Raw genomic sequence first — 8,115 nt, forward strand, 5'->3', positions numbered from 1 at the left:
ACGCTCTTCGTCGGATGCATGATCTGCCACGGCGAGCTGGTGCGCAGCCGTCCCACCGCCGAACATCTCACCGCGTTCTACCTCATCCTCTCGGTGGGCGGCGCGCTGGGCGGAGCCATGGTGAGCCTGGGCGCCCCGCTGCTGTTCACCGGGCTCTGGGAGATGCAGCTCGGCACGCTGCTGGTTGCACTGCTGCTCGCGCTGGCGCTGCTGCTCGACCGGGGATCATGGGTGCATCAGGCGCAACTCGCCACGCCCGCGATGCTACTGATGGCCGCGTTGATTGCGGCTTTCGGGGGATACGGCCTGCGCACCCAGCCCGACCTGCGCGCGGCGCTCGCGACGTGGCTCGGGGGAATCTTCGGAGGAACAGCGCTCTGCGCCGTCGTCGTGCTCTGGATATCGACCCAGCGAAGGCTTGGGCTGCACCAGCGACGTCGTCAGGGCGTCTTGATCGCGCTCTCGCTGCTCGTCTCGAGCTTCGCCGCCTCGCTCTGGCTCACCGCGAACCCGTTTGCGTGGGCCCGTGTGACGTACGCGCGGCGCAACTTCTACGGCATGGTGCGGGTGCTCGATCTCGACAACCTGCGCGTGCTCGCCCACGGCAGCACCTTCCACGGCTGGCAGCGCAAAGACGCGCCCCAGGTCACCACGAGCTACTACGCGCCGGGCACCGGTCTCGACACCACCCTGCGGGCCGTGCAGGCCCTGCATCCGCGCGTGCGCGTGGCCGCGGTGGGGCTGGGAACCGGGCAGATCGCAGCCTACCTCCGTCCAGAAGATCGCGCCACATTCTACGAGATCGACGACCACATCATCGATGTGGCCGCGGGTCCGCGCCCCCTGTTCACCTACGTCCGCGACAGCCGAGGACAGGTGACCACGGTTGCGGGCGACGGCCGGCTTTCGCTCGAGCGCGAGCAGACGCGCTTCGATGTGGTGGTGCTCGATGCGTTCAGCAGCGACAGCATTCCGCTTCACCTGCTCACCCGCGAGGCCTTCGACGTGTATGCCCGCCATCTCGAGCCCAACGGCGTGATCGCGGTGCACATCAGCAACCGCTACTTCGATCTCGCGCCCCAGGTGCGACGACAGCTCACCGATCTGGGAATGACGCCTGCCCTGCTCTACGCGCCGAGCCGCGACGAGGCGCACACCCCCGCGCAGTGGGTTGTGGGAAGCCGAGACGCGACCTTCACCGCGCGACCTGACGTGCGCGCCGCAACCACCGCGCCCGGCAGCGGGGCCGCACTGCCCACGCCATGGACCGACCGCTTCAGCAACATGTGGAGCGCCCTGCGGAACTGAGCCACGCGACACCTCCCCAGATCGAGGATGACATCCGCGCGTTCCCGCACGCCCTCACTCAGCCGCAGCGTTCCCCAGCAGGAACGCCTCGAGCGCGGCGTCAGCCTTGCGGCGCAGCGCCGCGCGCACGGGAGGAAGCCACCCCAGAACGAGCATCGACGGCCCCAGCGCCATCACGGTCCAGCGCCATAGATCGAAGCGATCGACGTGGCGAACGATGAGGCCATCGCGAAAGGTGAAGGTGGCATCGATGCGGTTGAGCACCTTGCGCCGGGTGAGACTGTAGGTGTAGGTGGCGTCCCAGTGCGCCCGGCCCGAGTTGTCGTCGGCCTCGATGTCGCGAAACGTCACCTCGAGATCGCGACCGCGCGCAATCAGCATGCGCCACATCCCCGTGGCCCGCGGACCCCGCAGATCGGGGAACACCGGATCACTGAAATGCACATCCGGATGGTAGCAGGCCGCCATACCGTCAGCGTCACGGCGCTGAAAGGCGAGATAGAAGCGCTCGATGAGCGCGGCGTTGGGATGGGACATCACAGGCCTCCGTTCAAGCAATCGTTGCATACAGACTGAAGCCGACGCGCAGCGGTGAACAGGCTCATCCCGAGAGCCCCAGCATCGGCGCCGCAAACAGGCGCCGTTCCATCTCGCGCACATCGGGGCTCACCTGGGGGCGGAAGTCCATGACGCCGAGCACATCGCGCTCGAGGTCGAGCCCTGGGGCCACCTCGACGAGCGTGACCCCGTGCGCGGTGAGGCGGAAGACCGCGCGCTCGGTGACGTACCACACCTCTTGGCCGCGCTCGTTGGCGTAGCGCCCGCTGAACGTGACCTGGCCCACGCGCGGCACGGCCTTGCGCCCCGTGCCCTCGGCGTCGATGATCAGGCGACCGTCAGACACCCGCATCTTCGCGCCCGCGACAAGGGTGCCCATGAAGCAGACGAACCGCGCGTTCTGGCTGATGTTGATGAAACCGCCGCTGCCCGCGAGGCGCGTGCCGAAGCGGCTCACGTTCACGTTGCCCTCGCCGTCGAGCTCGGCCAGGCCGAGAAAGGCCTGGTCAACCCCACCGCCATCGTAGAAATCGAACTGGCTCGGCTGTGAAACGATGGCCGATGGACCCGCCACCGCGCCGAACGACAGGCCGCCCGCCGGCACGCCACCGATGCCGCCGGGTTCCACCGTGAGCGTCACCGAATCGAAGATGCCCTCCTCGTATGCCACCGACGCCACGCCCTCAGGCATGCCGATGCCGAGGTTCACCACCGATCCGGCCCGAAGCAGCTGGGCTCCGCGGCGCCCGATGATCTTGCGCTCATCGAGCGGCATGGCGGCGATCTCTGACCCCGCGTCGCCACCCACGTACGCGGGGTTGAACGGCTCGGCGAACGTCTGGTGATGGTGCTCCGGCGCGGCCGCCACGACCGCGTCGACGAGAATGCCCGGGATCTGCACCATCTGCGGATGCAGCGTGCCGCACCGCACCCGTCGCTCGACCTGCACGATGACGATTCCCCCGCTGTTGCGCACCGCCTGGGCGATGGCCAGCGATTCGAGGCTCAGCGCCTCGCGCTCCATGGTGATGTTGCCGTCGTCGTCGGCGCTGGTGCCCCGCAGCAGCGCCACCGTGACAGGAAAGGTCTTGTAGAGCAGCCAGGTCTGCCCATCGATCTCGATGCGCTGCACCAGTGGCTCGGTGGTGCGCGCGTTGATGCGCCCCCCGTCAAGGCGCGGATCGACGAAGGTGTGCAGCCCCACATGGGTCACGAGGCCCGGCTTCTTCGCGGCGATATCACGGAACAGCTGCGAGATAACCCCCTGAGGGAGGTTGTACGCCTCGATTCGGTTCTCGACCGCCATGCGTCCGAGCGCAGGGGCCAGCCCCCAATGCCCACCCACAACGCGCTTGATGAGACCCTCGTGGGCGAAGTGATTGAGCCCGCGGGTCTTGCCATCACCCTGGCCCGCCGCGAACACCAGGGTGAGATCGCGCGGCGTGGCGGTTTCGGTGAATCGCTGCTCGAGGGCGATGGCGAGCTCTTCAGGGAAACCGATGCCCACGAAACCTCCCGTGGCGATGGTGGCGCCATCGGGAATCAGGTTCACGGCCTCGCGGGGCGACATGACAAGCCCTGATCTCATGCGAACCTCCACGATGATTGCGCCGCGGGCGCACAAACGTTGCCTGATGCGCAGCGCGAGAAGAATTCCGCGACGGCACGGCTGCGCCTTCGAGGGCTGCTCGGCGAGCGGTGCCTGCACTGTGAGGTATACCGCATCTGACTGCCAAGCCCTCCGCGGGAATGGGAACGGCAACGGGAAGGGGGATGTGGATTCCCCTGCCACAGGCGTCGGGAGGCCGTTGGCAAGAAACGGGCCTGTGGGGGGCGAAGGCCTCGTTCATGCCCCCCCACGCCCTGCGCCATCGCGATTTCCGCCTCATCTGGATGGGCAACACCCTGTCGATGATCGGCACCCAGATGCGCATCGTCGCCATCACCTGGCAGCTCTACCACCTCACGCACTCGGCCCTCAGCCTCGGCTTCGTCGGACTGACGCGCTTCATCCCCCTCGCGCTGCTCGTGCTGCCCGCGGGCCTGGTGGCCGATCGCGTCGACCGTCGCAAGGTGCTGCTCGTCACCCAGACGGTGATGATGCTGGCCTCCGTGGCCCTGTATGCTCTGACCGTGATGGGATGGGTGACTCCGATGCACATCTACGCGCTTCTCTCGATCTCAGCCGCGGCGGCCACCTTCGATCTGCCTGCCCGCCAGGCCATCATCCCCTCGCTGGTGCCGCGCGAGGCACTCACCCAGGCCCTGAGCCTCAACATCACGGGGTTCAATGTAGCCGCCGTGGCCGGCCCGAGCCTGGGCGGACTCATTCTGGCACAAGGTGGACCGGCCACGGTCTACGCCCTCGACGCGGTGTCATTCGTGGCGATGCTCGCGGCGGTCATCGTGATGCAGCACCGCCACGTCCCCGAGCCTCGAAGCGCGGACGCCTCGGTGATGACCGAGGCGCTCGAGGGGCTGCGCTTCGTCTGGGGGAACCGCCTCATCCTCTCGAGCATGCTGCTCGACTTCGTGGCCATGTTCTTCGGAGCCGCCACCACCCTGCTCCCCATCTTTGCCGATGCCATCGTGCACGTCGACGCCCGTGGACTGGGCCTGCTCTATGCCGCGCCCGCCGTCGGCTCTGTGGCGATGGGGCTGGTGACTTCGTCGCGGACCGACATGGGACGCCAGGGTACGGTGCTGCTGGTGTCTGTGGTGGTATACGGCCTGGCCACCGCGGCGTTCGGGCTCTCGGGGAACTTCTGGCTCTCGCTCGTGCTGCTCGCGGTGACGGGGGCGGCCGATACGGTGTCGGCGTTGATTCGCAACACCATCCGCCAGCTCAACACCCCCGACGCGCTGCGGGGACGCATGACCGCAGTCAACTCGCTGTTCTTCATCGGCGGACCACAGCTGGGTGAGGTGGAAGCCGGCTTCGCCGCGCAGATGATGGGCGTGGCCCCCTCGGTGGTGTTCGGAGGACTGGCCTGCGCCGTCTGCGTGTGCGCGGTGGCGTGGCGGGTCCCCGAGCTGCGCCGCTACGATCGGTGAGCGCGGGGGCGCGAGCGGGGGCGAGTCCCCAAGTCTGCGCAACACCCGCGGCGGCGCCCCCAACCTCTGCGCAACACCCGCGGCGGCGCCCTTCCCCAAGCAATGATCCCTGATTGTGGGATCAAAGGTCAATTTGATCCCACAATCAGGGATCACAAGCCCCTTTGATCCCCGATCCAGGGATCAACATTGATGCCGGCTCCCCCCACGAACATCCGCGCAGGCAGGTCATCCGCAGATTCATCGCATCCACACCTGTGCATCACGCACCTGACGCATCAGGCGATGCTCGAAGAAATCAGAGCGCCACAGAACCTCGTTGGGAAAGCGGATCTCTGGCGTTCCCAGCCCTGAGGCCCGGCGCGCATCGGCATCGATGCGCTCTGCGCGGAACCCGCCGTCGAGCTCGACGTGCATCCACCGCGCCGCTTGCCCGGCAACACGATAGCGACAGAGGAAGTCGGGCCGATAGCGGCGCGATTGGGCGACCACGCCAAGGCTGACCTGCCCGAAGACGACCAGTTCCTCATCGCTGCAGCGCACGATGAGCGCGGGACGCACGTGATGCCCTGTATAGACGAAGGCGCCCTCACGCGCAACGACCAGTTGCTCTGAGGCCAGTGCCAGTGGACTCGTCCAGACCAGCTGCCCACCGCTGGCTGCGATATGGTGCGCGCATAGCAGCTCAGTGGCACGGTCACGGGGAAATGCGTCGAGGAAGTGGCGATAGACGCCCTCTCCCATCAATGTTCTGGCCTCGTGATGAAGCGTATGCGACAGATCGGTGAGTGCGAGCATGTGCTCGAGCGATCCCTCGGGCTTGCAAACAGATGCGTCCACCGCCACGGGTGTCGATTGTGCGCTGTTCGTCGAAAGGTCCGCGTCGAGAGAGACCAGGGTGGCGAGGTGCTCCGGACGCGCAACTCCGAGGACCGAGGCCAGTGCAGGCAGGTGCTGGGACGGCACAGGCCGCGCACCGCTCTCCCACCTGGCCACCGCACCTCTTGGGAGGCCAATAGCATTGCCGAGCTCATCTTGCGTGAGCTTACGGTGCTTGCGCAGGCGTCGAAGCGTGTTGACCAGTGGGCTGAGCATGCCTACACGGTACAGAACACGCGCTCCCATGACCACTTCCATAAAGTGAACACGGTGTGAACATCGCTCGATTGTAAAGGCCTCCATGCACTGCTCCCCACGACGCTCACGACGCTCACGACGCCAACGACGCCAACGACGCTCACGGCGCTCACGACGCCAACGACGCTCACGGCGCCCCAAATTCATTAGAAGCCCAAATGGGCTTATACCGCCGCGTAGAAGCCCAATTCGGCTAATATCATGATGGCGCGGGGGCTGTCACGACGGGAGCGGGCACAGCGCCGCACTGTGCACCAGGGTCGAGGCGCACATATGCGGCAAGACTCCGCCGTGTGGAGATTTTCGAGCGCGTCAGACCACCTTCGGGACTAAATTGTCGAAGGTGCGAACCCAACGTTTGGGATCAAATCAAACTCTGTATCCGAATCTTGGGATCAGCGCACACATTGATCCCCAAATTTGGGATCAAAACCCTGAGGGGGAGGCCGTCGACCTACGACCGCGCCGCCCAACCAGCCACCGCGATACCACCTACGACCGCGCCGCCCAACCAGCCACCGCGATACCACCTACGACCGCGCCGCCCAACCAGCGATACCACCAAAGACCGCGCCGCCCGACCAACGACCGCGCCGACCCCTAGCCGCGCGACACCCGCCCCGAGTCTGCGCCTCGCTCGAGGCGCAGCGTGCAGATGGCGTGCGGGGCCAGCGTGAAGGGCCATCCGCAGTCGGTGGCAGCGATTGCCGCCCCATTCACATTGCCGTCGACATCACACGGGGACACGCACCACCCCTCCCCGAGCGACGCGCTCAGGCGCAGGCACGAGGTGGCCCAGACATCGGATGGATTGAAGCAACGCACCAACATGGCCACGCGAGACATCTCAGCTCCAGACCCACCAGCCTGCGCCTCCGACCCTACCAGCAGCGCTGCAACACCAGGCTGAGACCCCGTTCCACCTGACAACGCCGAAGCGCCAGCCTGCGCCTGCGACCCAACCGCCAGCGCCGCAGCATCTCCCGTAATCGCGCTCAGGTCACAGACGCGCAGCGCGCTCAGCACGATGGGGTCACCGTCGAGCGAGAGCAGGCCTTCCGCGGCGATGCCCGACGCAGCGCGCTCGGCGCGGGGGCGAGGCCACGACTCCTGTCCCCACGGCACCGCCGGGTTCGGATCGACGCTTGCGAACGGCACGGCGAAGTCTCGCGACAAGGCGAACAGCTCAGCGGCCCCGCAGGGCTGCGCCAGGGGTGCGATGGCCAGGGTGAAGTGGTGGGTGCCGAGGCACTGTGCATCCGGCGTGGCAATCTTGGGGCCCGCCTGGCACCGACGTGCCGGTACGTCGGCCCGCGACAGCCACCCGACGCAACGCAGCAAGGTGAGCGCCAGATGAGCAGGACGCTCGCCACTTCCCGTAACGACCTCGTACTCCGGCAGCCCGCGCGCCAGCACCGCAAGGCCCCCGTCACCCTCTTCTCCCTCGGGGACGTAGACCACCCCCCGCTGCGGGTGGGTGGTCGTCGGGTCTTCAATCCACCCCTCGCCGTGAGGCACCGTCACGGGGCGGCGCACGAGATCGAAGGCGCTCTCCCCCCACGACGCAACGGGCTCAACACGCAGCGGGAATCGCATGCGCAGCCGATGATCGCGCGCACGGTTGTCGACCGTGACACGCAGCTCGACCCGATCTGCCCCCGCTCGGAGCCCCACCTCGATCCCAACCGCGCACGACACGGTCTTGCGGCTGCGACGAAGACGATCTGACGTGAGCCCCTGCGGAAGGCGCATCTTCCCCGATATCGTGAATGCGGCCTCGAGCGGTCCCCAGCGGGTGACCGTGATGACGGGACGCTCTATCAGTCCCGTCACGACGTGCCCATCCCGCGACGGTCCGAAGTTGTAGGTGTCACCCGCGTCGTCCTGGCTCTCGAGGAGACCGAGACCGCTCCACACACGACCCGAAGCCAGGTGGGTCAGCGCGAGAGTGCCATCTGCCATGCCCTCGACACGCAACACGCCATTCTCCAGAATGGGTTGCCCGCCGACCTCGCACGCACGCACCTCATCCGCGCCCCCAGGCCCGCCGACCTCGCC

At 67.1% G+C, this 8,115-nt stretch carries 6 protein-coding genes; 2 read left to right on the forward strand and 4 right to left on the reverse strand.

The window, feature by feature from the left end:
• Positions 1 to 1,308, forward strand: a 1,308-nt coding sequence (locus EB084_14880; protein ID NDD29541.1) for a hypothetical protein, incomplete at its 5' end; no start/stop codon positions are given.
• A gap of 54 nt (positions 1,309 to 1,362) precedes the next feature.
• Here EB084_14880 and EB084_14885 read toward each other — a convergent pair.
• Together EB084_14885 and EB084_14890 are read right to left on the reverse strand one after the other, a co-directional pair.
• A complete protein-coding gene (locus EB084_14885) occupies positions 1,363 to 1,845 on the reverse strand; it encodes a nuclear transport factor 2 family protein (protein NDD29542.1) in 483 nt (160 codons plus the stop codon).
• A 64-nt stretch (positions 1,846 to 1,909) separates the two neighbouring features.
• Positions 1,910 to 3,436, reverse strand: a complete 1,527-nt coding sequence (locus EB084_14890) for an acyl CoA:acetate/3-ketoacid CoA transferase (GenBank protein ID NDD29543.1) — start codon at positions 3,434 to 3,436, stop codon at positions 1,910 to 1,912.
• A gap of 203 nt (positions 3,437 to 3,639) precedes the next feature.
• Here EB084_14890 and EB084_14895 point away from each other — a divergent pair, with 203 nt between their 5' ends.
• Positions 3,640 to 4,920, forward strand: coding sequence for an MFS transporter (locus EB084_14895; GenBank protein ID NDD29544.1), 1,281 nt, complete (start codon positions 3,640 to 3,642; stop codon positions 4,918 to 4,920).
• Between the two features lie 240 nt (positions 4,921 to 5,160).
• Here EB084_14895 and EB084_14900 read toward each other — a convergent pair whose 3' ends face one another.
• Positions 5,161 to 6,015 carry a helix-turn-helix domain-containing protein gene (locus EB084_14900; protein ID NDD29545.1) on the reverse strand — a complete coding sequence of 285 codons (855 nt, stop codon included), beginning with the start codon at positions 6,013 to 6,015 and terminating at the stop codon, positions 5,161 to 5,163.
• Positions 6,016 to 6,657: 642 nt separating this feature from the next.
• Positions 6,658 to 8,082 carry a hypothetical protein gene (locus tag EB084_14905; protein NDD29546.1) on the reverse strand — a complete coding sequence of 475 codons (1,425 nt, stop codon included), beginning with the start codon at positions 8,080 to 8,082 and terminating at the stop codon, positions 6,658 to 6,660.
• Positions 8,083 to 8,115: the final 33 nt, after the last annotated feature.

This window comes from Pseudomonadota bacterium, from assembly GCA_010028905.1.
GTDB lineage: Bacteria > Vulcanimicrobiota > Xenobia > RGZZ01 > RGZZ01 > RGZZ01.

What these genes read in the sequence shown, in the direction of transcription:
- EB084_14885 (NDD29542.1), bottom strand. Translation starts at nt 1,845, where the DNA reads ATGTCCCATCCCAACGCCGCGCTCATCGAGCGCTTCTATCTCGCCTTT.
- EB084_14890 (NDD29543.1), bottom strand. Translation starts at nt 3,436, where the DNA reads ATGTCGCCCCGCGAGGCCGTGAACCTGATTCCCGATGGCGCCACCATC.
- EB084_14895 (NDD29544.1), top strand. Translation starts at nt 3,640, where the DNA reads ATGTGGATTCCCCTGCCACAGGCGTCGGGAGGCCGTTGGCAAGAAACG.
- EB084_14900 (NDD29545.1), bottom strand. Translation starts at nt 6,015, where the DNA reads ATGCTCAGCCCACTGGTCAACACGCTTCGACGCCTGCGCAAGCACCGT.